Origin of the sequence: Pseudomonas sp. CK-NBRI-02, from assembly GCF_008124495.1 — a bacterium.
In the GTDB taxonomy this organism is placed as follows: domain Bacteria; phylum Pseudomonadota; class Gammaproteobacteria; order Pseudomonadales; family Pseudomonadaceae; genus Aquipseudomonas; species Aquipseudomonas guariconensis.
Window position 1 is genome coordinate 219,452 of sequence record NZ_VSJH01000007.1, and the last position, 917, is coordinate 220,368.

The 917-nt window shown below is 65.1% G+C and carries 1 protein-coding gene; it reads right to left on the bottom strand.

The window, feature by feature from the left end; translation table 11 throughout:
* Positions 1 to 917: molybdopterin-dependent oxidoreductase (locus tag DQ397_RS07800; RefSeq protein ID WP_148921526.1), on the bottom strand; the 917-nt coding region annotated here is incomplete at both ends.

Sequence of the window (917 nt, forward strand, 5' to 3'; positions counted from 1 at the left end):
CGTGCGGCCAGCTCGATCTCAGCCAGGCTCAGGCCGGACTGCTCGACGATATGCTCCCAGGAGGTCGCATCCACCGCTGCCAGATAAGCCTCCACGCCATCGGTATGCTCGGCGATGAAAGCGTGGTCGAAGACGGCCGGCTCGCCCTTGGCCTGGGCCTCGCGTTCCCACAGCAGCAAGAACTTGGCGATGCCGCGCATGACCGCCATGTCGCCGCCCAACGCCGGGCGGAAGTACGCAGTGTTGGTCGGCTCCGAGCCGTTGCTGAGCATTTCGAAGGGGTGCTGCGGATGCTGGAAGCGCTCCAGGCCACGCTCCTTGAGCGGGTTGAAGCACACCACCTGGGCACCGCGCTTGACCGCTTCGCGCAGCGGTTCGAGCATGCGCGGGTGGTTGGTGCCGGGGTTCTGACCGATGACGAAGATCGCGTCGGCTTCCTCCAAGTCATCGAACACCACAGTGCCCTTGCCCACGCCGAGGGATTCGCCCATGCCCACGCCACTGGCTTCGTGGCACATGTTCGAGCAGTCCGGGAAGTTGTTGGTACCGAAGGCCCGCACGAACAGCTGGTACAGGAACGCCGCTTCGTTGCTGGCCCGCCCAGAGGTATAGAACTCGGCCTGGTTGGGCGACTCGAGCGCCTGCAGGTGCTGTGCGATGAGCGCGAAGGCGTCGTCCCAGGAGGTTTCCACGTAATGGTCGGTGGCCGCGTCGTAGCGCATCGGGTGGGTAAGTCGGCCCTGGTATTCAAGCCAATAGTCGCTCTGCTCGGCCAGGGCACTGACGCTGTACTTGGCGAAGAAGGCCGGGTCCACCGAACGGCCGGTGGCCTCCCAGTTGACCGCCTTGGCGCCGTTCTCGCAGAACTTGACCATGTCGCTTCCCGGCGATTCGCCCCAGGCACAACCGGGGCAGTC